General features: G+C 60.1%; 22 protein-coding genes and 1 pseudogene. 4 read left to right on the top strand and 19 right to left on the bottom strand.

Features of this window, described 5'->3' with window-relative positions:
- Positions 1-41 precede the first annotated feature (41 nt).
- From ABH944_RS32675 to ABH944_RS32605, 15 genes and pseudogenes are all read right to left on the bottom strand, one after another.
- Positions 42-299 carry a hypothetical protein gene (locus tag ABH944_RS32675; protein ID WP_404611393.1) on the bottom strand — a complete coding sequence of 86 codons (258 nt, stop codon included), beginning with the start codon at positions 297-299 and terminating at the stop codon, positions 42-44.
- A 271-nt stretch (positions 300-570) separates the two neighbouring features.
- Positions 571-1215: pseudogene (locus ABH944_RS32670) on the bottom strand (substrate-binding domain-containing protein).
- A gap of 324 nt (positions 1216-1539) precedes the next feature.
- On the bottom strand, positions 1540-2577 hold the full coding sequence (locus tag ABH944_RS32665; protein ID WP_404611392.1) for an ABC transporter substrate-binding protein: 1038 nt from the start codon (positions 2575-2577) through the stop codon (positions 1540-1542).
- Positions 2578-2642: 65 nt separating this feature from the next.
- Positions 2643-3380 carry an ABC transporter ATP-binding protein gene (locus ABH944_RS32660; protein WP_404611391.1) on the bottom strand — a complete coding sequence of 246 codons (738 nt, stop codon included), beginning with the start codon at positions 3378-3380 and terminating at the stop codon, positions 2643-2645.
- Positions 3373-4212: an ABC transporter permease gene (locus tag ABH944_RS32655; protein ID WP_404611390.1), complete on the bottom strand. Its 840-nt coding sequence runs from the start codon at positions 4210-4212 to the stop codon at positions 3373-3375. Before ABH944_RS32655 ends, ABH944_RS32660 begins: the two co-directional genes overlap by 8 nt.
- Before the next feature lie 59 nt (positions 4213-4271).
- Positions 4272-5630, bottom strand: a complete 1359-nt coding sequence (locus tag ABH944_RS32650; RefSeq protein WP_404611389.1) for an LLM class flavin-dependent oxidoreductase — start codon at positions 5628-5630, stop codon at positions 4272-4274.
- A gap of 12 nt (positions 5631-5642) precedes the next feature.
- Positions 5643-7316, bottom strand: a complete 1674-nt coding sequence (locus ABH944_RS32645) for a rhodanese-like domain-containing protein (protein ID WP_404611388.1) — start codon at positions 7314-7316, stop codon at positions 5643-5645.
- A gap of 43 nt (positions 7317-7359) precedes the next feature.
- Entirely contained in the window at positions 7360-8583 is a 1224-nt protein-coding gene (locus ABH944_RS32640; RefSeq protein ID WP_404611387.1) for an acyl-CoA dehydrogenase family protein, read from the bottom strand.
- Between the two features lie 31 nt (positions 8584-8614).
- On the bottom strand, positions 8615-9772 hold the full coding sequence (locus ABH944_RS32635) for an LLM class flavin-dependent oxidoreductase (protein WP_404611386.1): 1158 nt from the start codon (positions 9770-9772) through the stop codon (positions 8615-8617).
- A gap of 43 nt (positions 9773-9815) precedes the next feature.
- A complete protein-coding gene (locus ABH944_RS32630; RefSeq protein ID WP_404611385.1) occupies positions 9816-11420 on the bottom strand; it encodes an ABC transporter substrate-binding protein in 1605 nt (534 codons plus the stop codon).
- Position 11421: 1 nt separating this feature from the next.
- Positions 11422-12432, bottom strand: coding sequence for an ABC transporter ATP-binding protein (locus tag ABH944_RS32625; RefSeq protein ID WP_404611384.1), 1011 nt, complete (start codon positions 12430-12432; stop codon positions 11422-11424).
- Entirely contained in the window at positions 12422-13480 is a 1059-nt protein-coding gene (locus tag ABH944_RS32620) for an ABC transporter ATP-binding protein (protein WP_404611383.1), read from the bottom strand. The genes ABH944_RS32625 and ABH944_RS32620 overlap by 11 nt, the downstream gene beginning before the upstream one ends.
- On the bottom strand, positions 13477-14346 hold the full coding sequence (locus tag ABH944_RS32615; RefSeq protein WP_404611382.1) for an ABC transporter permease: 870 nt from the start codon (positions 14344-14346) through the stop codon (positions 13477-13479). The genes ABH944_RS32620 and ABH944_RS32615 overlap by 4 nt, the downstream gene beginning before the upstream one ends.
- Positions 14343-15353 (bottom strand): ABC transporter permease, encoded by a 1011-nt coding sequence (locus ABH944_RS32610; protein WP_404611381.1) that lies wholly within the window; start codon positions 15351-15353, stop codon positions 14343-14345. The genes ABH944_RS32615 and ABH944_RS32610 overlap by 4 nt, the downstream gene beginning before the upstream one ends.
- Positions 15346-16953 (bottom strand): ABC transporter substrate-binding protein, encoded by a 1608-nt coding sequence (locus ABH944_RS32605; protein ID WP_404611380.1) that lies wholly within the window; start codon positions 16951-16953, stop codon positions 15346-15348. The genes ABH944_RS32610 and ABH944_RS32605 overlap by 8 nt, the downstream gene beginning before the upstream one ends.
- A 309-nt stretch (positions 16954-17262) precedes the next feature.
- On the opposite strand from ABH944_RS32605, the gene ABH944_RS32600 reads away from it, so the two are divergent.
- The gene (locus ABH944_RS32600; protein ID WP_404611379.1) at positions 17263-18078 is read left to right on the top strand and encodes an IclR family transcriptional regulator; all 816 of its coding nucleotides are present in this window, start codon (positions 17263-17265) and stop codon (positions 18076-18078) included.
- Positions 18079-18989: 911 nt separating this feature from the next.
- Here ABH944_RS32600 and ABH944_RS32595 read toward each other — a convergent pair.
- From ABH944_RS32595 to ABH944_RS32585, 3 genes are all read right to left on the bottom strand, one after another.
- Positions 18990-19760 carry an SDR family NAD(P)-dependent oxidoreductase gene (locus tag ABH944_RS32595; protein ID WP_404611378.1) on the bottom strand — a complete coding sequence of 257 codons (771 nt, stop codon included), beginning with the start codon at positions 19758-19760 and terminating at the stop codon, positions 18990-18992.
- A 39-nt stretch (positions 19761-19799) separates the two neighbouring features.
- Positions 19800-21065 (bottom strand): MFS transporter, encoded by a 1266-nt coding sequence (locus tag ABH944_RS32590; protein WP_404611377.1) that lies wholly within the window; start codon positions 21063-21065, stop codon positions 19800-19802.
- A 235-nt stretch (positions 21066-21300) separates the two neighbouring features.
- Positions 21301-21735, bottom strand: coding sequence for a VOC family protein (locus ABH944_RS32585; protein ID WP_404611376.1), 435 nt, complete (start codon positions 21733-21735; stop codon positions 21301-21303).
- Between the two features lie 206 nt (positions 21736-21941).
- On the opposite strand from ABH944_RS32585, the gene ABH944_RS32580 reads away from it, so the two are divergent.
- Positions 21942-22958: an IclR family transcriptional regulator gene (locus tag ABH944_RS32580; protein WP_404611375.1), complete on the top strand. Its 1017-nt coding sequence runs from the start codon at positions 21942-21944 to the stop codon at positions 22956-22958.
- 36 nt (positions 22959-22994) lie between these two features.
- Here the strand turns inward: ABH944_RS32580 and ABH944_RS32575 are convergent, their stop codons facing one another.
- Positions 22995-23861, bottom strand: a complete 867-nt coding sequence (locus ABH944_RS32575) for an IclR family transcriptional regulator (RefSeq protein ID WP_404611374.1) — start codon at positions 23859-23861, stop codon at positions 22995-22997.
- Between the two features lie 317 nt (positions 23862-24178).
- Here ABH944_RS32575 and ABH944_RS32570 point away from each other — a divergent pair, with 317 nt between their 5' ends.
- Positions 24179-25018 (top strand): HTD2 family dehydratase, encoded by an 840-nt coding sequence (locus ABH944_RS32570; RefSeq protein WP_404611373.1) that lies wholly within the window; start codon positions 24179-24181, stop codon positions 25016-25018.
- The gene (locus ABH944_RS32565; RefSeq protein ID WP_404611372.1) at positions 25008-26237 is read left to right on the top strand and encodes a CaiB/BaiF CoA transferase family protein; all 1230 of its coding nucleotides are present in this window, start codon (positions 25008-25010) and stop codon (positions 26235-26237) included. Before ABH944_RS32570 ends, ABH944_RS32565 begins: the two co-directional genes overlap by 11 nt.
- Positions 26238-26467: the final 230 nt, after the last annotated feature.

Raw genomic sequence — 26467 nt, 5'->3', positions numbered from 1 at the left:
TGTTCAATACAACGGGGTTCGGCCCACAGCACAGCCCGCAGCTAGACAAACACATGAGATTTTACGTCGTCCTCGAAATCGACCGTCCAATGTGTGCCGTTGCCAGCGGTGTATCCACGAGTAATGTTGCCAAAACTAACCATAACCTCACGCTCCAACACCTTGACGTCATCGGCCCCAACTAAATCCTCCGTATAAGACACGGTAAATGCGTCTGGCGCTAGCCCGGCATCCAAGCAGACTGTTCGGAAGTCTTCCTGCTCGCTTCGGGGCAAATCGTCGAAGGTCTTGTTGGCCATTTCCGTCTCCACGTGGTCTAGCACGATCGTAGCACAGCGGTTGCTTTCAGCCTTTGGCTCCGCCCCTGGCAGCTACCATCTCGCGGGCGAGGCCTCCAAGGTAGGGTTTGAGAGTAGGAAGCGCTACCGGAAAAGCAGCGCTACCGTCGATACCTCGCCAGCATCGGAGGTAGCGGAGTACCGGAAAATTCGAAGCCGCCCGGGCAGGCAGTCAGCCTCCGAACAAACCGCTGTCATTTGGTCCGGTTATCGACGCCACGCTCAGAACGGATCAGTACGCACGGCGGCTCATCTTCATAGGCGCGCGCCCGGTCGATGACCTCACGACGATCTTGTCATGCGGAATGATGACGTTCGTAGTCGCAGGGGCAACGCCAGCCAAAATGTCAACGAGCATTGCCACCAACTCGTAGCCCAGTCGGTCAGGCGGATACAAGACCGAAGTCACAGCCGGGTTTCAGAGTTCCGCCACAGGTCCGTCGTAGAAGCTTGCGACTGACAGGTCTTTGGGTACATTAAACCCCTGCCGATGCGCTTCATGCATCGCGCCTGCTGCGACCAAATGGTTTGTCGCAAAGATCGCAGTGGGACGGTTCGCAAGCGATAGAAGCGTGCTGGCACCTCTTTCACCGCCCTCACGGTCGTAACCCGTGTCGATAGCTAGACTTGGATCGAAGGGCAGGCCTGCCTCTTTCAACGCGGCTTTATAGCCGGCAAGACGACGAGTACCGAGATAGCGGCGCAATCCGCCCCAAAAAGCAATGCGCTTATGTCCCAGTTCGATCAGGTGGTTGATGATCGCGGTGATGCCTCGGACGTCATCCAGCACGACGTGTGGATGGGATCCGTCAAGATACCGATTAACAAGGACTGACGGGGCGCTCAGCCCATAAGCAACATACCAGCGCACGCACATCAGCACCACGTCAAACGGATAGTGAAGGCGCTTAAATACACGCGCTAAGGCCGGCGTAAGGGTCTGTCTCATCGGGCATTGGCTTTGTTTATCGGCGTAAATCATAGCGTGCTGTCTTATCGCGACAGAACCGCTTGAAGGTTACCGCTTTAATAGTCGCTCCCAAAATTTGCAACCGCTCCCCGAATTTTTGTCATTTAAAGTGCGATTACTTGTATCGATCTGACCTCTCTATTCCATGGGGGACAAGGCCCTCGGATTGACGGAATCGCGTCGAGCGGAGATTGCGCTATGCGTGAGCGACAAGACGCCATTTTTAAACAATCAATCCTTGGCCTTGATCGGCCAGACCGCATTCTGCGCGGCGTTGAATTGTGGATCGTATTCGACATCGACCCTCACCTTCTTCTTGATTGCGTGGCCGTCGTACAAGATGTCGGCGATCTTCTGCTCTTGACCGATCAGACCTTTGTCGAACTTGACGAAGCTGCCACTGCGCACTTCATATTCGAACGCCGCGCGCTCGCCGGAGATTTTCAGCGTGTCCTTCAGAATGCCGATCACCTCGTCGCGGTGCGCGTCATGCCATGCCCAATAACCTGAAAGACGCGAGAAAAAATCCTGAAGCGCAGCAGTCTTCGCTGGGTCCTTCAGCACCGCCGACGTCGTGGTCCAGACGTTGAGCGCCGGAATCTGCGTGTCGCGGTCGCGCAGCAAAATAGTGCCCGCGCCCGACTTGATGGTCGGCAGTACGGGACCGAGCGCGCCTGCGTACACGTCGACTTCGCCCGCATTGAAGCCTGCCGCGGACGTCGCGCCATCCGCGAACTTGATGGCCTCGATGTCTTTTTCCGTCACACCGGCCTTGACCAGCGTCGCGAGATATTGCGAATGGTTGTAGCCGCCATAGTTGTAGCCGACCTTGTGGCCTTTGATCTCCTGCACGTTCTTGATGTTCGTGCTCGAACGAACCGCCGTGATGACCGGCGGATAATCCTTCGAATAGGCGTTGCGCCACGCCGCGACAATATGCAACGGCGTTGAATCCTTCGTCCAATCGGTGCGCGCGTTGGCCTGCTCGATCGTGAGCGATGTGTCGCCCATATGCCCCAGATCGATGCGGTTTGCATACAGCGCGGACAGATTGGCGGCCGGTCCGGTCAGCAGCACCCATTCAATCTGGTATGGCGTCCCGTTGACCACACCCGACTTGCGGATCATCGCGGGGAACGCCGGGTCCTGATACGCAATCACGAGCTTGGTGCTTTTCAGGTCCGGCGCATTCTGGGCGCCGGCCGTACCGGAAAGCGTCAGCACGGTAACGGCGAAGAGGCCCGCTAAGCCGGCGAGCAAAGATTTCATCAGCGACATAAATACCTTGGTTGAACTATGGAAAATGAGCTAAGGAGAAAGTCGATTGAAAAACGTCAAGAGAGACTGAGCGAAAACTGCCTGAGCAGGTCGCGTTTGAGTGCATTGAATTCGGGCGATGTCACGTCGCGCTCGCGCGCCAGATCGACGTGCGTCTCGTGACAGATCCGTCCTTTCGACAGGATCACGATGCGGTCGGCAAGCAGCAACGCCTCATCGAGATCGTGCGTGACGATCACAACGCCGAAGCGGTATTTCGCCCATAGCTTCAGCACGAGACTCTGGATGCTGCGGCGGGTGAACGCGTCGAGCGCGCTGAACGGTTCGTCAAGCAGCATGAGATCGGGACGGCGATACAGCGCCCGCGCAACCGCCACGCGCTGCGCCTGTCCGCCTGAAAGACTCACGGGCCAGCTTTCCAGCTTCTCTTCGAGGCCAACGTCCTGCAGCGCGGTGAGCGCGCGTTCGCGGGCATCGGGCTTGAGCGAGTCGTCGAGAAGGACGTTCTTCCATACGCGCAGCGCCTGAATCAGACGCGGCTCCTGAAACACGACCGACGTGTTGCCCGTCACTTCCGTCCTGCCTTCCGACGCAGATTCGAGTCCGGCGAGCAGGCGCAGCACCGTGGTCTTGCCCGTACCCGACGGCCCGACCAGCGCGACGACCTCCCCTTTTCGAACGGTGATATCGACGTTATCGAGCACCGTGTTCTCGCAATAGCGCTTCCGCACGCCAGACAGTTTCGCAACGACGGGTGCGACCTCATGCTCCGTTTGATAAGCAAGTTCAGACATGGGCCGCCCTCCAGACCAGAACCTTGCGTTCAATGAAACGCAGCAACGCGTCCACGCCGATCCCGAGAACCGCATAGACCAGGATGCCTGCAATGATGATGTCCGTGCGCTGAAATTGATTCGCGTTATTCAAGATGTAGCCAATGCCGGCGTTCGCGTTGATCTGCTCGGCCGCGACCAGCGCCAGCAGCGCAATGGCTGCCGAATAGCGCACGCCCACGAGAATGCCGGGTAACGCCGTCGGTAGGATGATGAGCCGGATCTGGTGCGCGCGCGACAGGCGAAACGTGCGCCCGAGCTCCAGCAACTTCGGGTCGATGCCGCGTATGGCGTGATAAGTGCTGAGATACATCGGCGAGATGGCCGCGCCCACGATCAGCGCGATCTTAGACACTTCGCCAATGCCGAACCACACCACGAAAATAGGCACGAGCGCGATGAAGGGAATAGTCCGCACCATCTGCAGGACGGTATCGAAGCCGCGCTCGGCGGACTTGCTCAGGCCCGCCGCCACGCCGAGCAGCAAGCCCGCACCGCCACCGATCAGCAAACCCACGGCTGCACGCGCCAGCGATATCCTCAGCGCATCCTGGAGATCGCCGGACTGCCACAGCTCGCGATAAGCCGCGAGCACCGACGCGGGCGCAGGCAGCACGAACTCACTGGCCAGCCCCAGGGACGAAACGAGTTGCCACACGACGATCAACAGCACCGGAACGATGGCCCGCAAGAGCGGCTCGCGCAATATCACGCGACGCGGCGCCGGCGCCAACGCCGGTGGAGCAAGATCCGGTGCGGCAGTCGCCTTCAAAGTGGATTCTCTGCTAGACATAAGCACCTGAAATGAAATAAGTGACGGATTCGAAGAAAAGGAATGGCGCTCAATAGCGTTCACGAAAGCGCGCCCGGCGTGTGCTCGACCAGGCGTGCATCGGGGTCGGCATAGCGGCTTGCCGGACGCGCAAGCCCGTAGTGCTCACGCAAGGTGGTGCCTTCGTAATCGCGGCGGAAAATGCCCTTGCGCTGCAACAGCGGCACCACATGATCGACAAACGCCGCGAGGCCTGAAGGGAACACGTCCGCGTTGAGGTTGAAGCCATCGGCGGCACGACCGGTGAACCACCGTTCAATGTCGTCCGCGATCGTCTCGGGCGTGCCCACGATCATCCGATGCGCGCCGGGATTGCGGTCCAGCAGATCGCGCACCGTCAGGTTGTCGCTACGGGCGAGCAGGACAGTCGTGCGGATGAATCCGTTGGAGACGTCGGCGCGGTTGCCTTTGTCGATCAATGCATAGGGCAACGGTGCGTCCAGTTGCAGATCGTCAGCGTCGATACCCAGCGCACGCGCGAACTTGGCGAGTTCGGTGCGGCGATCAAGCAGCGCGTCCATGTCGGCCTTGCGCTGGCGTGCTTCGGCCAGCGTCCCGCCAATGACGGGATACAGCCCCGGCAACACGAGCAGATGATCGGCATGACGTCCCTGCGCCACGGCACGCGCCTTGATGTCGCCATAAAATTCCTGCGCGCCCTCGAAGGTAGTCTGCGCGGTAAAGACCGCATCGGCGTGACGGGCGGCGAGCGCGACGCCCGCCTCCGATCCGCCCGCTTGCACGAGCACCGGTCGTCCTTGTGGACTGCGCGGCAGATTGAGCGGCCCGCGCACCTGGAAGTGATGGCCCGCGTGTTCGATCGCATGCACGCGAGCCGGATCGGCATAGCGACCGCTCGCGCGGTCGGCGATCAGCGCGTCGTCTTCCCAGCTATCCCACAGCTTGAGCACGACATCGACGAATTCCTCGGCCCGCGCATAACGCGCCGCTTTGTCCGGCGCGCCCGACATGCTAAAGTTCGCCGCCGCGTTCGGGTCGTAGGTCGTCACGGCGTTCCAGGCAACCCGGCCTGCGCTCAAGTGATCCACCGACGCAAAACACCGCGCGAGGTTGTACGGATCGTTGAAAGTAGTCGATGCCGTGCCGATCAGGCCGACATGTCGCGTCACACCCGCGAGCGCGGTGAGGAGCACGGTGGGTTCGAGCGACTGGGCCGGTCCGTGCGCGTGGCCGGCCAACGCAACGGCATCGGAGAGAAACACGGCGTCGAGCTTGCCGCGCTCCGCGGTCTGCGCGATCGCGGTGAAAAATTGGAGATCGATGATCGACTTCGCGTTGTCGAGCGTACGCCAGCCGGCCGGATGACGACCCGTGCCGGTGATGTTCGTGTTCAGATGCAGAGTTCGTGGCGCACGCATGGTTTTATCGCTTTACAAGAGGTTGGGCGAGCCTTGCAGCGCCGCGAGGCGCTGTTCGCTGCGAGCGTGCGTCGGCGTGTCGAAATCGATCACGTTGATCGACGCAATGCCATCGCGTTCGAGCTGCCCGACCAGTTGCAACTCCCACGCGAGATAAATCTGCATCTGCTTCGCCGCCTGGTCCGGGGCGTGGTGATACGGGCTGTACCACGCGTCGTCGTCGGCGGTGAGGTTGCCTTCGTCGCCGGCGGTGTGCGGCAGACCGAGCGACAGCCAGCGCTGCGTGCCGCCAAGGAGCGCCGCCACACCGTCGATACGACCGCGCAACTGGCTGGCGAGCAGCCCGGCGAGGACGCCGTCGGAGGACGTAAGCACCAGTTGCCGCGACGGGTCGCCAAGCCGCTCCAGCCAGTCTTCCAGCGCGCTCGCCGCCACGAAGCGCGCTCCGGCAATGTGCGCGGCGCGAAACGCGAGGCTGCTGTCCACGTCCACGACCTGCGCGCTGCCAGCCTCGAGTGCCAGTGCAAGCTGGTCGGCGTTGATCCAGCGCGTAGGCTCGGGCGTACCGAATATCGACACGGGTTCGGGGCCGCTTTCGAGCGCTCGGTAAGCGTCGTCGTCGGCCAGCACGAACACGTTGAGATAGCCCAGTTGTACGAGCCAGGACGCCGTCATGCGTGCGCGCACGCCGTCGTCATCAGCGAGAACGACGCGGGCGTGGAGCGTGCCGACGTATTCATCGGTGGCCTGGACGAGCTGGCCGCCGGGCGCTGACCGCCAGCCTGCGCGATGACTTGCAACGTACTCCAGCGGATCGCGCACATCGAACCGATACAGCGTCTGCACGCTCGCTTCGGCTTCGAAGCGTGTCAGCGTGGCGCGATCGATCTCGACCACGCCTGCTCGCGCAGCGGCACGCTTGGCCAGCGCGCGCGCCTGTTCGAGCGCAGCGCCTTCGGCACGAGGCGCCGTGCGAATCTGGCCGTGTTCGAGGCCGAGGCCTGACAACAGCCACGACATCGATCCCCCGGAGAGCGCGGCGACCGGATTCGGAATGCCCGCGTTCACGAGCGATTGCGCGCCCAGAATGCTGCGCGTGCGCCCGGCGCAGTTCACCACGATCAGCGTCTCGGGCGACGGCGCCGCCGCGAGCGCGCGATAGACCAGTTCAGCGCCCGCGCATTCGACGCCGCCCGGAATGTTCATCGTCTTGAATTCGGGGAACGGCCGGCTGTCGAGCACAACGAGATCCCCGCCCGCGTCCTGCAAGCGCTTGAGCGTCAATGCATCGATGTTCGGCGTTTTCAGCCGATGCTCGATCACCTCGCCGAACGCCTTGCCCGGCACGTTGGTGCCGCTGAACACTTCGAATCCGGCCGCTTCCCAGCCGCTCACGCCACCCGCGAGTATCGACACGTCCGTATAACCGAAGCCTGCCAGCAAGGCCGCCGCGCGCGACGTATATTCGCCCGCTTCATCGACCAAGACGATGGGCGTGGCGAAGCGTGGCACCAGTTGCCCGACAAGCAGGCCCAGGCGTCCAACCGGCGCGATGGACGAATAGAACAGGCGGCGGCGTGCCGTGACACCTTCCTCGCGGACATCGAGAATGGCAAGTTCGCGGCGTTCGGCCAGCGCGGCGCGCAATGCGGCGGGAGTGATCGATGGTGCGGTCGAGTGACTCATCGTGAGGTGGCCTTGTTTGATTTGGCGATAGGGATTTGGCGGTTCAGAAGAACGCCGCGGAAGGCAAAGGCACGCCGTTGACCGCATGGTTGCCAATGGCGCGCGCCTTGTAGAGACCAGGGTTGTGCGAGGCGATCGTGCGGATGTTGCGCCAGTGGCGATCCAGTTGCGCGGCCTGGCGCGCGGCGGACGCACCGCCGACATCGAATAGCTGGGTTGCTGATTGGAGCGCCAGTTGATCAATCACGACCTTGGCCTTCGCACTGCGCAGCGCGGCTTCAACGAACAACGCTTCGTCGGGCTTGCCCGCCAGCACGCTGTCGAACGCCGCGCCAAGCACGCTTGCCGCGTTCAGCACCGTGGCCTCGGCCACGAACGCCGCGCTCTGCAGCTCGCCAACGGCTTCCTGCAATAGCGGATCGTCGGCGGGACGCGCGGCCACCGCGTGGTAATAGTTGCGTTCGCGCTTCTGCACGAGCGTCACGGCGTCCTTCGCAATGCGCCGCAGGATGCCCGCGACTATCGTCGTCAGATAAAGCTGTGCGAACGTGGCCTGATGCGCGATCTTCGTATCGTCCGCGAGAACGAGCACATCCTCCGCTGCGACTTCGACATTCGTGAACACCGTCGTGCCGCTCGCCGTGTTGCGCTGGCCGATGCCATCCCAGTCATCCCGCACATCGACGCCCGGCTGCCTGACCGACACGCGCGCGCCGACGAACTTCCCGTTAGGCGTTTTTGCATTCACGATGATGTGATCGAAGTAAAAATTCCCCGTGCTGTAGTACTTCGTCCCCGTCAGCCGATAACCGCTTCCGGCAGGCTCGAGCCGCGTGTTGCCATCGCCGTCGCCGATATGCTGCGTACCGAGTTCGCTCGCGCCGAGACCGAAGAGGCCGCCGTCCTGCACGAGAAGATTCCATCGCTGGTATTGCGGTAGATGACGTGCGCGCAACGCCTTTTCGATAAATGCAAAGTGATTGCGCAGGATATGCGGAATGTTCGAATCGGCCTCGGCCAGATCCAGCACCAGTTCGTACAACTGGGGCAGCGTGGCGCCTGCCCCGCCTTCCTCTTTGGGCAAACGGAACACGCCCAGACGCGCCGCTCGCACGAGTGCGATGGGCTCGCTCGCGTCCACCTCGCCTCGCTCGCGGGCTTCAGTGCCCGCCGCGATAGCCGCAACCAGTTCGCGCAGCGCGGGTGAGCCGAGTTGCATGGCGCTGTCACGCAATGCTGCCGTCAATGTCGAATCGATCGTTCCCATCTCAAGGATTCCTTAGAAAATGTTGTGGCGTTCACACGGCCGGTTGTACACGCACCCTGAGTCCGGCCTGTTCCATCAGCGGCAGGACAGCCTCGCCGAAATACTTGAGATCCGGCTCGAAATCGAAGAAAGTCAGTTGGACACCGTCGATACCCGCCGCCTTCAACCGCAGCAGGTCATCCACCACGTGTTCCGGCGAACCGATGATCTGGATGTTGCCTCCCAACACGCGCTGCTCGCGTTGATGGTTTTTCCAGGCTTTCGCGTCGCTGCGGCGGCCCGTGAAACCATCGACCGCGCCGAAATCCGCGTGCGACGTGATCGCGTCGAGATAAGCGTGCGCCTCCCGCTCGGTTGGGCGGCAGACGATCGTCGGATTGATGAGCGTGCGGACCTCGCGGCCGTTCGCCCGCGCCGCCGCCTGAACCTGCGCGGTGTGCGCGGGCAGCACGTCCAGCGCCGCGTCGATCTGCGCGCCGGCGGAACTCGTAATAAAGATCAGGTCCGAATGCTTCGCGGCGTACTCGATCCCGGCAGCAGAACTCGTCGCGTTCACGAGCACCGGGCGCCCAAAGCGCGGCTTCGGAGAAACGAACGCGTTGCGCGTGCGATACCACTTGCCCTCGAAAGTCAGGTTGTCGTCGAGCGACCAGAGTTGCTGCATCAGGTCGACGAACTCGCCGGCCATCTCGTAGCGCGTGTCGTGCTCAAAGTGCCCGTCGCGGCCGAACATCTCGGCTTCATCGATCGAATGCCCCGTGACCATGTTCAGGCCCCAGCGGCCGCCGGAGATATGGTCGAGCGTCGCGCCGAATTTCGCGAGATGCAGTGGATGCCAGTTGCCATAGAGAATGTGCAGCGTCGATATCAGCAGGATGCGCTCGGTGATCGACGCGAGTGACGCGAGCGTCATGAACGAGTCGAGCGATTCGCGGCGGTAACGCATGTTGCCGCCATGACCGTCTTTGCCCAGCCATTGCGCGAGACCGAACACCAGATCGAAGCCGAGCGCCTCGGCATGGCGCGTGAGACGCGCGTTGTACTCGAAGGTCCAGTCGGTCGTGCGCGGCAGGGTCGACATGGACCAACCGCCGCTCTGGATCGGCAGGAAGAGGCCAAGCATCAGCGGCTGGGCGAGCGCACGAGAAAGCGGGCTGTCAGGGAAACTGGCGGGAGACGGAATCGACATAACGCACCGGATAAAAATGTGAAGCGTGAATGGGTAGTGGGCGTCAGGCTTCGCGCACGGACGCGAGTGACGAATAGGCGCCCATCGGCGAATTGCTGAAGCCGCCGATGCTCGCCGCATGGATCGCGTAGAAATGCAGTTCAAGCAGGTTGACGGAAGGCACCTGTTCCTGCGCAATCTGCTGCAACTGGTCAATGAAAGGCTTGCGCGCCACCGGGTCGCTGACCGACACAAGCCCTTCGATCGCACGGTCCATCTCAGGCGTGGAATAGCCCGTCGCATTGCTCGATGTCGAACCCGGCTTGATTGCCTTGGTCCAGTAACGGCGCGTCACGCCAAGCTGCGGATCGGCGAAGGCTGAGTACCAGTTGATGGTCGTATCGAAGTCATAGTCCGCGTAGACGCGGCGGTTGAACGTCGGCACATCGGTCGGCACGAGCGACATTTCCACGCCGATGTGGCGCAGCTCCGCCTGGATAAATTGCGCGGTCAGGACGTACTGGTTGCCGAACGGCAGCGGCAGATTGTTGATGCGCAGCCGCACGCCGTCCGCGCCCCGGCGCAAACCCGCGGCGTCGAGCAGCGCTTCGGCGCGGGCCGGATCGTAGTTGTACTGCGGCAGACCCGGCTTGAAAAAGCGGGTCTGATAACTCGGGATCGGACCTTGCGCCGTTTTAGCCAGTCCGTACCACACGACTTTTGCCAGAGCGTCGCGGTTGATCGCATGCGCGATGGCCTGACGAACGCGAAGATCCTGAAAGGGCTTGCGGCGCAGATTGAAATCGAGGAACGAGATGGGCGCGATGCCATCGAACACATGACTCGACACGACAAAACGCGAGTCGCTGTGCAGCCGAACGAGATCGGGCAACGCGACGGCGTCAGTCGGCGCATAGCGCAATTCGCCGGACTGGAGCGCGGTCAGCCGAGCGCCCTGATCCGGAATGATCCGGAATACGATGCGCGCAAAATGCGGCTGGTTCGCCTTGTCCCAGTAGTCCGGATTGCGCTCCAGCACCACGTAGTTGCCGCGCACCCATTCCTTGAACACGTACGGCCCGTTGCCTATTGGATGCGCGTTGAGCGGATTCGTGAGCGGCTGGCTTCCGGCATAGAGATGCTTGGGCAGGATCTGCGTCTCGTAACCGCCGAGCGCCGACCACACGGCTGGCACGGGCGACGAAAACCGGAACACAGCCGTGTGGTCGTCCGGGGTATCAACAGCGTCGAGTGTCGCGAACGTCGCATTGCCGCGCGGATGAAAATGCTTCGTGACTTCCATCAGCGAGTACTGGACATCGGCGGATGTGAACGGCTTGCCGTCGTGCCATTTGACGTCGTGACGAAGATGAAAAGTGATCGTCTTGCGATCCGCCGATTCGTCCCAGGACTGCGCGAGTTGCGGCACGGGGTGGAAAGCGTCGTCGTAGGTGACGAGGCCATCGAACAGATTGACGGACACGATCACCGCCGGATTCGAGATGTTCAGCCCGGCCACCCAGCCCGCCGGTTCCGGCACGATCACGGCCTGCAGCACGTCGCTCTGCGCGGCATTCTGCGCGGCCTCGCTCGCGAATGCCACGCCCGGTACGACGGGGGCAACCGCTGCTGCTGCGGCCATCTGAAAAAACTGACGACGGGTGATCAACTCAGATACTCCTGGAGGCGGTGGTTTCGGTAACTTCATGGATCGGCCACGTTTTGCCGGCAGACGACGGCCGCAACGCGATGTCGTCATACAGATGACACGCGACGACATGCCCGCCGCCTAGCTCGCTCAGCGCAGGCGGCGTCTCCCGGCACACCGGCATCGCGCGCGGGCAACGCTGCTCGAAGCGGCAGCCGCGAGGCGGCTCATAAGGATTTGGCAGTTCCACCGAAGAAGGCGTGGGCAGGCGCGCGCCCTGCCCCGGAATCGAATCGATCAGCAGTTGCGTATAGGGATGCGCTGCGTGATGCCAAAGTTCATCGCGTGAAAGGATTTCGACGATCTGGCCGAGATACATCACCGCAATGCGATCGGCCACATAGCTCACGGCCGCGAGATCGTGGCTGATGAAAAGCCCCGTGATCGCACGCTCGCGCTGCAGGTCAGCAAGCAGATTGAGCACCTGTGCCTGCAGCGAGACATCCAGCGCAGACACGGGTTCGTCGCAAATCAGCACGTCGGGATCGAGACTCAGCGCACGGGCGATGTTGACGCGCTGCCGCTGGCCGCCCGATAGCTCGTGCGGCAGCCGGCCGGCAAGCGCCGGCGCGAGACCGACCCGATGCAAGAGCGCATCGACGCGCTCATGCCGTTCCGCCGAGGTGCTGATACGATGAACGTCGAGCGGAATGGTCAGCGTCCGTCGCACGGTCTTGCGTGGATCGAGCGCGCTCAGCGGGTCCTGGAAGACCATCTGCATGCGTCGTCGCCATGTCAGCGATTGCCGGTGCGTGAGTCCGTTAATGTCCTTGCCGTCGAGCCGCACGGTGCCGCCGACCAGATCGACCAGTCCCACGATCGCACGGCCGAGCGAGCTTTTTCCGCAGCCCGATTCACCCACGAGTCCCAGCGTTTCGCCCCGCGCCACGCTAAGCGACAGGTCATCGACGGCGTTCAGCACGCCGCGCCGGGTCCGATAGCGAACGCTTAAGTTATCAATTTCAAGCAGCATCGCTCTTCCCTTCCGCCGCAGCTTCTACCGCCACTTCCGCAAGCCCGACTCTGTCCGGCGCCACGCCAGCGCGGTTTGCATTGATGATGCAGCCAACACCGCCGTCGCTGAGCCGACTCCACGCAGGCACCGCTTCGCGGCATGCCGCCTGTGCAAGCTCACAGCGCGGCGCGAACGCGCAGCCATTTGCGACCGTGCCGGGCGCAGGCACCGCGCCGGCAATCTCGGCGAGCCGAGTGCGCGCGCTATCGCGGCGAGGCCGAGCGGCGAGCAGGCGTTGCGTATAGGGATGGCGAGGGTCGTCGAACAATGGGGCGACAGGCCGCTCCTCGATCTTGCGTCCGGCGTACATGACCGCCACACGATGCGCGATCTGCCCCACGATCCCCAGATCATGCGTGATCAGCAGCAGCGCCATGCCGGTCTGTTGCTGAAGTGTCGCGAGCAGCGCAAGAATCTGTGCCTGAATCGTCACGTCCAGTGCGGTGGTGGGTTCATCGGCGATAAGCAGTTGGGGACGCCCCGCGAGCGCCATCGCAATCAGCACGCGCTGACGCATGCCGCCCGAGAGCCGATGCGGATAGTCATCCACGCGCCGCGCCGGTTCCGGAATGCCCACCTGACGCAGCAGCGCCAGCGTCTCGCTGAGCGCAGCGCGCCGTGCCAGACCCTGATGCAGTTTCAGCGCCTCGCCGATCTGCTGGCCGACCGTGCGGACCGGGTTGAGTGACGCCATCGGGTCCTGAAAGATCATGCCGATCCGGCCACCCCGCAGTTGACGCCACGACGGTTCCGGGAGATCGAGCAAGTCAGTGCCGGCAAACTGCATTCGCGTTGCGCTCACGCGTGTGCGCTCGCTATCGAGCAGTCCCATCAGCGCTAACGCAGTCGTGGATTTTCCGCAGCCTGATTCGCCCACCAGCGCGAGCGTCTCGCCCGGGCGAATGCTAAGTGACAATCCGCTCACAGCAGACGCTGGCTCGAGGCCACGCCCGATATCAAACGCAATGTTCAGGTTTTCCACGTCGAGCAGCGGCGCGGTGCTCATCGGGTCCTCCTGCGGTGCGGATTCGCCAGATCGTTCAGCCCATTGCCAACGAGGTTCAGCGCCAGGACCGTGAGCAGCACCGCGCCCCCCGGCAACGCGGTCATGTACCACGCCGTTTGCAACGCCTCTCGGCCCGAGCCGATCATGCTGCCCCAGGTGATCACGTTCGGGTCGCCCAGACCGAGAAACGACAGCACGGCTTCGGTCAGAATCGCATTGCCCGCGAGAATCGACAGCATCACGATGGCGGTAGTCGCCACATTCGGCAGCACGTGCGTGAACACGATGCGCCGTTTCGTCATGCCTATGACGACCGCCGCCTCGATGAATTCCATGCGGCTGACCCGCAGTGCTTCGGCGCGCACGAGCCGCGCGACCTGCGGCCAGTTCGTCAGTGCAACACCCAGCACGATGGTCGGCACGCTCGGATGCAGCACGACCACCAGCACAATGGTGAAGAGGAGCGCGGGCATGGTCTGGAAGAGTTCGGTGAGCCGCATCAGCAGGTTGTCGACGAGACCGCCGTAGAAGCCTGCCACCGCCCCGATCACGAGACCTAGCAGCGTGGCAAGCAAGCCTGCCGCCACGCCGATTTCGAGCGACACGCGCGCGCCGTAGGCAATACCGCTGAACATGTCGCGGCCCATCATGTCGGTGCCGAGCGGAAACGCCGGGTCGGAACCCGGCCACGCGAAGGGCGTCCCGACCATGTCGAGCGGATCGTTATGGGTCAGCCAAGGCGCGCCGAGCGCGAGCACCAGCACCACCAACAGCATCAGCGTGCCGACGCTCAGGCTGGGCGCATGCGTCACGCGCTGCCAGAGTCGCTGCGGCCAGCGCGTGGTTGCGAGTACGAGATCGCTCATCGCTCCACCTCGATACGCGGGTCGAACCAGCCATAGGTGAGATCGACGATCAGGTTGACGGCGAGCACGAGCAACGAACTGAAGAACAAAATGCCAAGCAGCAGGTTCAGGTCGCGTGAGGCGACGGCGTCGAGCGCGAGTTGCCCGAGGCCGGGCCAGCTGAACACCGTTTCGATTGCGACCGATCCGCTGAAGAGCGCGCCGAACTGCAGTGCGGTCATCGTGACAATTGGCAGCAGTGCGTTCGGCACCACGTGCGCGCTAATGGTCGCGACGCGCGAAACACCTTTCGCGCGCGCCGTGCGCACGAAATCGAGGCCACTCACTTCCAGCACGGAGGCGCGCATGAGCCGTGCATAGATCGCGAGGTAATACGCCGCGAGACAGAACACCGGCAGCACCATGTGCGCCGCAAGATCGCGCAGCATCGCCCAGCCGCTCGCGGCCACACCGGGCGTGAGGATGCCGCCTGCCGGCAGCCAGTGCAGATGCGCGGAGAACAACACCATCAGCATCAGTCCGAGCCAGAAGAGCGGCGTCGCGAAGCCGAGCGTGGCGAGGATGGACACGGCAACGTCGACCCACCGGTGTCGCGACACCGCCGCGATTGTTCCGGCCAGGCAACCGAGCACAAGCGCTATCACAAGCGCGCTGATCATCAGCAGCGCGGTCGCGGGCAATCGGCCGGCGATCAGTTGCAGCACGGACTCGTTGTATCGGAAGGACCAGCCCAGATCGAGATGAACGATGCGCTCGAGGTACGCCAAAAACTGCAGCCCGAGCGGCTGGTCGGTGCCGAACTGGTGACGTAACGCGGCAAGATATTCCGGCGTGGCCGCGCCCGCCTCGCCCGCCATGACATCGGCGAGATCGCCGGGTGCGAGCCGCAGCCAGAAGAAATTCATCACAGCGATGACCGCGACGAGCGGCACGGCCTGAAGCAGCCTGCGCACCGGATACGGCAGCGAGCGGCGCGCACGGGTTGCGCGAACGTGCAGATCAGCCACGGGCAGGCGCACCGAGATTGACGCTATCAAGCGACGCGTAGACGCCGATCGGCGTCGTGTTGACGTTCTGAAGCGTGCGCGAATAGATCCGGAAGAACTTCAGTTCGGCCAGCGAGATCGATGGCAGATCGCGCTGCGCAAGCACCTGCAACTGATGGATCGCCTGCGTGCGCTGCTCGGGATCCTGCGCGGTCTGGATCGTTTCGACAACCGCATCCATTTCCGGCGACGTATAGCCCGAGCCGTTGCTCCACGGCGCGCCGCTGATGATGTTTTTCGACCAGAAACGGCGGATCACACCAATCTGCGGATCGGCGAAAGCGGCGTAAAACACGTTCATCGTGTCGAAGTCGTGGTCGGTGTAGATTTTGCGCAGATAGGTCGGCAGGTCGTAGTTTTCCAGCGTGACTTCCACGCCGATGCGCTTCAACTGCTGCTGAATGAACTGGCCCGCGCGCTGAAAATCCTCGCCGTAGGTATGGTTCAGGTGATTGAAGCGCATGCGCACGCCGTCCGCGCCACGCGGGAATCCGGCGGCATCGAGCAGTGCCTCAGCCTTCTTTGGATCGTACGGATATTGCGGTGTGTCGGCCGTGTAAAAACGCGACTGATAACTGGGTACCGGTCCCGTGGCGGGCGTCGCGAAGTCGTAGAACACCGTCTTCGTCAGTTGCTTCAGGTTGATCGCATGCGCGATCGCCTGACGCACGCGGACATCCTGGAACCGCTTCTGGCGCAGGTTAAAGTCCATGAAGAACATGGGAGCGTTCGAGCGCCAGCCTTTCGTATCGATGACCAGATCCGGATTCTGCTCGAGCCGTCGCGCTTCGACGAGCGACACGGGCGTGAGCGGTGCGTACTGCACATTGCCGTTTTGCAACGCGATGCTGCGCGCACTCGCATCGGGGATGATGCGAAAAATCAGTTCATCGACATGCGGTTTGCCTGTGTCCCAGTAATCCGGATTCTTCGCGAGGCGAATATAGTTGCCCCGGTTCCATTCCTTGAACACGAACGCGCCCGTGCCAACCGGCTTGGCGTTATACGGATTGGTCAGCGGATCGGTTCCGGCGTAGAGATGCTTGGGGAAGATGAACGCAGAAGACGTATCGAGATACGACCAGATCACCGGCGACGGCTGCGCGAGCCGGAACACGACGGTATGCGGATCGGGAGTATCAACGGCGACAATCTGCGCGAAGGTAGGCCGCGCGATCGGATGGACCTTCTTGGAGACTTCCATGATCGAGTACTGGACGTCCGCCGATGTGAACGGCACACCGTCGTGCCATTTCACGTCGTTGCGTAACGTGAACGTGATCGTGCGGCGATCCGCCGATTCGATCCACGACGTGGCGAGTTGCGGCACGGGGCGAAACGCTTCGTCGTAAGTGATCAGACCGTCGAACAGATTGCTCGACACCACGTTCGTCGGATTGGCGGGCGTCGATCCCGCTGCAAGCCCGGCCGGCTCCGGCAGCGTATTCGCGACGAGTGTCGTGCCGGTTGCTGCGCTCGATGCGCTCCAGGCGCCCTGGCCGAGCAAACTCCCGCCGGTTATCACGCCGGCCTTGATCAGAAAGTCTCTTCGTGTAGACATTCGGTATTCCGCTTCTATCTGTTTAGGCATACTTAATAGACATCACTTGTCCGCTGCCCGATTCACATGGCGCTCACCCGGTGGGGAGCGCGTATGCACTGTTTCAACTAATTAGCAGGCGTTGTACGCTGCCGGAAAGAACACCAGGCTGTACAATATTTCGGAATGATTTTTCCGTTTTTTGAATTCTATGGGGCTTTCCCCAACTCACCAACCAAGCAATTCATATATGCAATTCTGGTCAATCAGCTTTGACGCGTACCCGCAAGACTGCCGGCTTATCCCTTGCGCAGCCGGAGTTTGCTAGACATGGCGGACGTTATCCGAGACGAAAGCGTCACCGAGCGACGCGAAACCGACAGCGGCGCGCTTGCCCGCGGGTTGAACATCCTTTCGCGGTTGCATGAGGCGGCCCGGCCGCTGAGCCTTCAGGAGATCGCGGACAGCGTGGCCTTGCCCGCGAGCACTTGTCACCGGCTGCTTCAGTCGCTCGATCTCGCCGGTTATGTCTACCGGGAAGGTGCGCTGTATTGCCCGACACCTCGCGCGGCGTGCCCGCTGCCACTTGAGCATCCGTTGAGTCGCTTGCGCCGGGATACGACGCCACTCATGCGTGACTTGCAGGAGCGCTATGGTCCGTCCGTGCTGTTGATCGTGTTCTTTGGCAATCTGCGGGCGACGCTGGAATGCGTCGCGGGCAACTACAGCGTCGCGCCGTATTTCGATACAACGGTTACCGCGCCGCTCCACGCGTCGGTTTCAGGAAAGATTCTGCTGAGTCATCGCACACCCGAGCAACGTGACGCGCTGATCGGACCGGAGCCCTACGCGGCGCGCACGGAACGTACCGTCACGGACCGCATTACGCTTTTTGCCGAGCTGGACTCGGTGTGGCGCCGAGGCTGGGCGACTAACGACAACGAGAACGTCGCCGGCATCAGCGCGGTGGGAACGGCGCTGACCGCGCCGTCCGGCCGCGCGCTGGGCGCTATCGTCGTGACCGGTCCGAACCGGTTTTTTCACGACGGCGACGCGGCCATGCGACAAGACCTGATGAAAGCATCGGACCTCCTAAATTCAACGTCGAATGCAGTACGGGCGATGGCGCAGATGCTGGGGATTTAGGCAAACCAGCGCCACCAGATGATTCGTACGCTCATAGACCAAGAGGCAACAAAAACCGATCGCTGCACTTGAGACAAAAAGATGTATTAGTTGCGTTAGTGGCTTTTAGTTGCAAAGGACACAAGCAATGCATACCGTGCCAGCAAATTGCCCCGAGCCAAATACCATCCCCGAGAGCGACCGCCGGCACGAGTCTTTATTGCTATCGTTTTAAGCAAGTGTTCGCCGGTTTTCCAAGCGCGGTAAGCAGGCATAACAGAAGCGGCTTGGATCGCGACGGATTGTCGTAGAAATGCGATGCGGGTGATAGCCGCTACACCAAAAAAATCGGTCATTTAAGAAAAAGAGCATTTTAATAATTTTTTTTTGTCGAGATCATGTTAATTATGTCAAATTATATATTCAGCCTAGGGTGAGAACTGGGAGACTCCGGCGCGACTGTCATAGCTGATCTCCACTGTTCCGAGAAGCTGTATCGTCGCTCAGCAGCAGACTCTGGTGAGCACCAGGACGCTATCGCGGAATAGCTCGCCCAGCGGAGACAAATGCGCGACGCGTGCACTGACGTCCGCTGCGTCGACATGGTATTTGCGCAGTGGAAGGTGGTGGCCAAGTCTAGCGAAGCCATTTCTCCCGAGTCGCCGGTTCCGGTTATGGCTTCGGCTAGCGATAGGCCTGCCGTCGTGCTTCGCGGACCGCAAGGCGCCTATTAGGTTGGAATTTTCGCTATATCACAAGCGCACAAGGTACCGGCGGCGGGTGCCAGTGTGCGAGGCAGTCGCGGTGCGGCCGCCGAAAGCACGTGACGTCGACTCCCTCGACCGCAGCGGTGACTACGCGTCAATAAGAGAACAAATGCGGCGTATCAACCGGAGCCGTTGTCACCGCAAGAATCCGTCGACCGTAACTTTTTAATGAATATGGCTTCCGCCGTTAACATCAATGGTCGCACCGGTCACGTAGCCCGCGAGGTCTGAAGCAAGAAAGAGGCAGGCACTCGCGATTTCGACGGGACGCCCCGCCCGTTGGAGAGGAATGGTCGCCGCGATTTCTTTCTGTCGCTCTTCTGACAGGCCGTCGAGCATGCCCGTCTCGGTCATTGACGGGCAGACAACATTTGCGCGGATTCCCATCGGTCCGAACTCACGAGCGATGGTGCGAGTCAGGCTAATAACGCCCCCCTTTGACGCCGCGTAATGTGCTCCACCAACAATACCGCCGCCACGTTGCGCTGCAACCGACGCCACATTGACGATCGCCCCTCGCTTCTGCTCTGCGAATATCGTCAAGGCTGCTTTACACAAGTTAAAAGCTCCTTTCAGGTTCACGTTTATCATTCGATCAAACTCGGCGTCCTCGATACTCAACATCGGCTGGGCCTTGACGATTGCAGCGCTATTGACGAGACAATCTACGGCGCCAAAACGAGCGATGACGTCGCTGAACAAACGCGTGCAGTCCTCGCGGTCCGCGATATCGCATTTAATTCCTATGACGTCGACGTCGCGGCCGGTTTTGCTGTCGATGGAGGCCTTGATTTCGCTAGAAATTCCGTCGTTCATAACAATATCGACAGCGACGATTTTTGCACCATGTTCTGCGAACAGTTCCGCAGTGGCATAGCCGATACCTCTGAGCGAGCCTGCACCAACGATCACACAAATCTTGTCTTTCAAAAGCATGTTCTGTACTCCCATTTGTTCTTACGCGCCGTGCGCGAATTAGCGTTTGATATCGAGATGCCGGGTCTCAGGGCTAGCAATGATGGCAATCAGCGACGCGCCCACGACAACCGCACAAAAAGATGTAATGACCCAGGTCTGGCCACCGGAGTGTTGCAACAGCCAAGCGCAGATAAATGGTGTGGGACCGCCCATCAGCAGGTTTGCACCGGTGTACGCCGCGGCGGAGCCGGAGTACCGAACGTTAGTAGGAAACGGCTCCGCAAAAAATGCCGGCTGTACCCCCGATTGAATTTGCAGCGATCCGATAAACGCTGCCATTGCCAGGAAGATGACGATCCAGCTCTTGCTGTCGAGCAGCGTGAAATAGGACAGCGCTATCACAAGGGTGAGTAATGAGGCGATGAGCATCGTCGGTTTTCTACCGATCTTGTCGCTTATCGCCCCGCCTGCAATTACCGTGAAAATTGCAAAGACATTCGCACCCGTTAGACAAAGAAACGCAGTCTGACTAGGCAGTGCAAGATTCTTGGTGATGTAGCTGAGCGAGAAGACAGTAATCACGTAAAAGCACGCGGTCGGTGCGCACCAAATCACGAGCAGTCGAAAAATCGTCCCTGGGTACTGACGAAAGGCCTTGATCATCGGGACGCGTTCTTCCTGCCCTTTGGCGTGTGCTTGAACGAACGCGGGCGTCTCCGATACTCGAAGGCGAATGTAAATTCCGACGATTACCAGCAAAAAACTTAGAAGAAACGGAACGCGCCAGCCCCAGGACTGGAACTGATCCGCGCCGAGGGTGCTCGTCAGCACAAACAGCATCCCGCTTGCAAGCGCCGCGCTCAGCGACGATCCGATATTAATGAACGATCCATACAGGCCTCGCTTATTTTGTGGAGCGTGCTCCATTGTCATGAGCTGAGCACCGGTGGCCTCACCACCGAGCGCAAACCCTTGTAGAAAGCGCAGGAGAACGAGGCACAGCGGTGCCGCAAAGCCGATGGTCGCGTAAGTCGGCAGACAACCGATGAGGAACGATGCTGCGCCCATCAGCGACAGGGTATATAGGAGAATGTTCTTGCGGCCGATACGATCGCCCAGCATCCCGAAGAACAGGCCACCAAGCGGACGCGCAAAGAAACCAATGCCAAACGTCGCGAATGCCGCGAGGATCCCCATGTTGGGGTCCATGTGAGAAAAGAAAATCTTGGGGAAAACGGTCGCTGAAACCGCCCCATACGCGGTGAAGTCGATCCATTCTAACGCCGAGCCAACGGTACTCGCGGCGGTTGCGCGCTTTGCCATTGAGTTCGCTGGGGCGACTGGCACGTCCATGGTCAATGTGTCCCTCATCGGGATGTCTCCTGTAAAATTGCTTTTTGCTTAGGTAACGGAAATCTGAAGATAAGATCAGGATTACTTATATTAAGCGTCGGTCGCGCCCAACAAGAACACATTGAATTGAGCATGCCTGCAACGTGCGCAGCGCCAGCTCGCGGCAGTTTAGTGACCAGAAAACTGCTGCTGCGTCGGCAATGGCCTACCGCCCTGGCCCAAATACGTTTGGTTGGTGCACCTCGATTACATTTCCGTCCGGATCTTGCAGGAACACCTGGTCCCAGCCAGCAATTGCCCATCGGCCGTAGTCGGAATAACGAATCCCCTTTTCATTGAGGCGTTTCTTAAACCCCTCGATATCGTCGGTTCGAAAGCAAAAGTGGCCGCGTGACATTGGATTGATGATTTGATTCATCTTGAACCCTGTGTCCAGATCCCGCTCAGACCAATGAAACTCGATGTCGCCATCGCTCAGGAAGTCGACCTTGCCGCTATAACCGGTAGACGCACTTTCTGCGTTCACACGCGCATGTTCCTCGTCACTGATTGTTCCGAGGTCAAACAGCGTCTTATAGAACTGCGTCAGGCGGGGAAGACTGTCCGTGCACAGGTTGAGGTGGTGAAACTTGAAGTTCATATCGAGCCTCTTCAGGGGTTAAAGGATGCGTTGGCGAGAGCAACTTACGAAACTGTCATAGACATTTGTGCTGCTCTCGTCGGAGCTCTGTCTATTCATTCAAAGCTTGATGATAAGGTATGGCGTTTCATTGGTGAAGTTAACTATGCATAGGTGAAAACACCTATGAGTATTTTCACGGAGCGGCGAACTCGCACGGTATTGTTATGCTCAGCTTGATTCCTATGGTGGACATGGGCACCCAGCAAATCGCAGTCGTTGCCGCTAGTGGCTTAATTCATATGAAGAGTCGATGCTGCAACGCGCGTTGCACGTATGCATTGAACACAGACATGCTGGATACAATAGCGAAGGGCGGCACGCAAACGATCACTGAGGACACTGCTATGAAACGAGACGTCGATTTGGACATTTCCGCGGATGACGGAGGTGCCCGGAGCTACTCCGCGCCTGCACTGGAAAAGGGTCTCGATATTCTCGAAGCGCTCTGCGCTAGCCAGCACCCGCTGACCCAGAAAGACCTCGCCGGGAAGGTCAGTCGCAGTGTGGGTGAGATTTATCGAATGATTCAATGCCTCGTAAGCCGCAATTACGTTGCGCAGATTGACGACAGCTATTCGATTACCACCAAGCTCTTTGAACTTACGCACTTGAATCCACCGACGCATAGATTGCTGCTCGAGGCGACGCCGGTAATGAACAAACTTGCCAGCGAGTTCGATCAATCGTGTCATCTGACGGTCTATAACCACGGCAGGCAAGTCGTCGTGGCGAAAGTTGACACGCCAAGCGGCATGGGCTTTAGCCTTCGTGTCGGCTCAGATCTGGACGTATTGATTTCGGTGTCGGGGCGGGTTTTGGTCGCCTTTCAGGACGAGGAAACGCGCAAGCTGCGCATTGCCGAATCGCGGCAACGCAGGCCCGACCAGGTAGATCCGCAGATCGACGCGGTGCTCGACTACATTCACTCGCGCGGGTACGAATCGGCGCCCAGTTCGCAAGTTAGAGGCCTCTATGCGCTGAGTTTTCCCGTGTTGGACTCGCGAAATCACGCTATCGCCGCCCTCACGATCCCTTACGCAGAACGGATTGACCAGGCACAGCGTAAGTCGGTCGGCGAAATTCAGGCGGCGCTCGAGCAGGCTGCCAACAGCATTAGCGAGCGCATTGGTGGAGGCACGCCCGCTTTGTCAAGACAGCGTGTCAGTGCGGACGGCACTTAAAGCTACCTTCAGATCGAAGCGCATCGCACGAGCCGCTCAAGCCTGCTCGCTAACCGGCGAGCGCCCGCCTACGCGTGCGCACAGCAACGCGGCGGCCTCTCCAAGCGCTCCTTCGATGTCTACGATCGACTTGCGACGCGCTTGATCAATCCGCTCAGCATACGGAACAGTGAGTGCCGCGATCGCACGGTCGTGGGAATCAAGAACGGGGTAGCTGACTGCATACAGGCCACGTACCTGGACGCTGGGGGCCGATTCATAGCCGCGTTTGTTGATGAAATCGAGTACGCCCGCGATCTGCGGATCGGCCTGCTCTGGGCGCCGTACCAACGATTCCTCGATCCAGAACTTCCGCGTTTCTAAGTCCTGAAATGCCAAAAGCACGCGTCCTGAGGCCGATACGAGTACATCCAACTCCGACCCCACGCGCACGCTAAATCCCATTCCACTTGGGGTATCGACCTTTGCAATAACGATTTGCCGGCCTTGACCGTACACCGTCAAATGGCACGCCTGGTCGAGCTGACTTGACAGCTTCTGCATGATGGGCATGGCTTCCGCGAGAAGTTTATGCGTAGGCGGGTTGTCATGCGACAGGGAAAAAAGCTTCGTGGTGATGTAGTAGCTATCTCCGACTTGCGCCACATATCTGCGGTCAATCAGTACAGCAAGCATCCGATAAAGCTCACCTACGCTGCGTCCAAGTTGCTGTGCGATGTCTTTCATCGATGACGGTGCTTCCGCCTGACACAGCATCTCCAAGATATCCAAGCCCTTTTCAAGCGCGGGTGCGGAGTAGGCGCGGCCTTCCGCATCGGCCGCTTTTATATCTGCATTGACCGCGGTTACCTCAATCGTATGGTCGACTTTTTTAACGTCGCTGATTATTCGTTGGCGCGGCATCGGAGCTCGTGTTTTCAGGCTGGAGGCGCGCTCCGTCCTACCAGCCCGGCGTTCGCGCCTCGATCGCAGTGGGTAATGAATATCAGACCACTGTACCGGATGAGGCTAGGCACATCAATCAACGACACAGCCCGCCGAGCGGCCGGCTCAACTTTTTTAAGACTCAACCACCTACTTTCGCCCGATTCTCCGCGTTAACCGCAAGTTGCGCTACTTGTCTACACGAGTAGAATCACCTATGAATTATATTGTTCATCCATGCAACTAAGTACACAAAGAGCTACTATCCTTGCCAGGTTACGTTCCAGGAGTATTTGATGATGGCAGAAGCGGGTCACCCCACTTTCACACGCACTGAACATTGTTCTGCCTCGTTAGTTCGGCGGGTCGCTGCGATGCTTGATTTGCCGATGGAGGCGTTCCGCGATGGCGCGAGCCTCCCCCGCGGCTGGCATTTCATTTTGATGGGGGCCGATACGCCTCGGGCGTCGTTGCGGGCCGACGGTTTTCCTGGTCTTGGCGCACCTCTTCCAGATCTTGGTTTGCCTCGCCTCCTCCAAGGAGGACGCAGTGTCGTGTACCACTACGAGATTCCGATTGGCGCAACCGTGACTCGGACCAGCGGCGTGTCGGAGATCACCGAGAAGACCAGCGCCTCGGGTCGGAAAGCCGTCGTGAAGGTCGCCCATTCGCTTCGGGTCGCCGATAACGTCGATCCGGCCATCACCGAGACGCAGACCTATCTGCTCCTTCCTGCGCAGTCTGCCCAAAAGGAAACCATTCCTGCCGAGTTGGCAGCCGTGTCGGCGAGTCACATGAGGGTGGTGACGCCTGATGAGACATTGCTATTTCAGTACTCGGCACTCGGTTTCAATTCGCACAAGATCCACATCGACAGGAACTACGCGCGGGATGTCGAAGGATTTCCTGACCTCGTGGTCAACGGTGGGCTCACGACCTTGTTTCTTACTGAGTTCGCGCGACGGCAGCTTTCGCTGAATCTAAGCGGCTTCACGATGAAAAATTTAGCTCCGCTCTTTTGCAACCGGCCCATGACGATCGCAGCGGATCGCATCGGAAGCCAGTGGAGCCTTAAGGCACACGACGATTCTGGAAGAGTCGCCGCGGAAATGGAGACGAAAGTCAATGAGCTTTGAACCGTTGAAGGGCATTCGTGTACTGGACCTGACCAGTGTCGTAGTTGGACCGGTATGCACGGCACGACTCGCACAGTACGGTGCTGAGGTCATCAAGCTGGAGAGTCCAGAGGGCGACCTGATGCGCGGCCTTGGTGGCTTGTCCCCGACCGGGCAGCATTCTGGCGCATACCTGCACCTGAACCGCGGCAAGCGCAATCTATGCTGCGACCTGAAAAAACCAGGCAGTAAAGCGCTGATCAAAAAGCTGGTCGCGTCTGCCGATGTAGTGATCGCGAACATGCGCCCTCAGGCGCTTGTGCGTCTCGGGCTTGATGCGCAAAGTATCCGCGCAGCGCACCCGGATAAGATTTATTGCCTGATAACTGGCTATGGCACCGATGGTCCCTACGCTGGTCACCCAACGTACGACAGTGTTGTGCAAGCCGCCACGGGAATGACAGGGCTGATGCTCGCACGCGACGGCGCGCCGGCTTATGTACCAATGCTGATCTGTGATCATGTGGTCGGCGAAATCGCCGTTGGCTCCATACTGGCCGCTGTCATCCAGAGAAAGACAACCGGAAATGGCGCTTCCATCGAGGTACCGATGTTCGAAACCATGTCTGCGTTTGTGCTCCAAGAGCATCTGGCTCAGCAAAGTTTTGATCCACCCGTGGGTCCACCGGGAGATCTCCGCTTGCTGAGCCCTCATAATAAGCCGGTGAAGACGGCGGACGGATGGATTGCGTTCACCGTCAATACAGATCAACAAGTGCGCGCGTTCCTCAAAGCAGTAGGACGGGAAGAACTGATCGACGATTCGCGCTTTGCGACAGTAGGCGCCCGAGCGCAAAACGTAAAGGAGTGGTTCGCGATACGGGGCGCACCGCTAACCGACAAGACGACGACTGAATGGCTCGAGGTCTTGCAGCGAGCAGACATCGCCGTCAAGCCATGTCACACGCTTGAGACATTGCCCCGTGATCCGCATCTTGAAGCCGTCGGACTGTTGCAATGCGATGAACATCCGACGGAAGGCAAGACCATCGCGATACGCTCGACCATCAGCTTCGACAACGTGTATCCGGCGCTGCCCTCGTTCGCACAACCGCGCGGTTGGGATACGCTCGCGGTGCTGGAGGACATTGGCTACTCACCCGATGACATCGCCGCTCTGCTCAAAGAAGGTGCCGCGGTCGTAAACTTGGCGGCAGCGCCGACGGTGGCTGGCACATGAAGGTGTGTATTCCAGCGATGCCATAGCGACTCGCGGCCGCTTTCCACCTCAAAAGCGTTTTGCATTTTTTGTTGCTTCCCCGTTCTGTGAATTAGCAACAGGGTGCATTCCGAGGTGTCTTTCAGCACCCGCTACAAACTCGTTTCACAATGTCTAGGGGAATATCTGCGACGGTGCTTGCTTCGATCCGGAGACACGAGCGCCGCTGAGCGAACAGCCAATATGTAGAG

This window comes from Caballeronia udeis (assembly GCF_044909315.1).
GTDB lineage: Bacteria > Pseudomonadota > Gammaproteobacteria > Burkholderiales > Burkholderiaceae > Caballeronia > Caballeronia udeis_A.
Note: the sequence above shows the minus strand (reverse complement) of the source record. Positions and strands in the feature narration are given on the sequence as shown.